General features: G+C 35.1%; 1 pseudogene. It reads left to right on the forward strand.

The window, feature by feature from the left end:
• A pseudogene (locus tag RH81_RS16200) lies at positions 1 to 225 on the forward strand (DDE-type integrase/transposase/recombinase); the annotation flags it as partial.

Below are 225 nucleotides of genomic sequence, written 5' to 3' on the forward strand. Positions count from 1 at the left end.
TATTTATATCGTGCGATTGAGGCAGATGGTCATAAACTAGATATTTGGTTACGCAAAAAGCGAGATAATCACTCAGCATATGCGTTTATAAAACGCCTCGTTAAACAGTTTGGCAAACCTCAAATAGTGATTTTACAAATCAAGCACTTTCAACGAAGATGGCCATGGCTAAAGTAATTCAAGCGTTTAAATTGAACTCTAACTGTCATTGTACATCTAAATATC

The organism is Psychroserpens jangbogonensis (assembly GCF_000797465.1).
In the GTDB taxonomy this organism is placed as follows: domain Bacteria; phylum Bacteroidota; class Bacteroidia; order Flavobacteriales; family Flavobacteriaceae; genus Psychroserpens; species Psychroserpens jangbogonensis.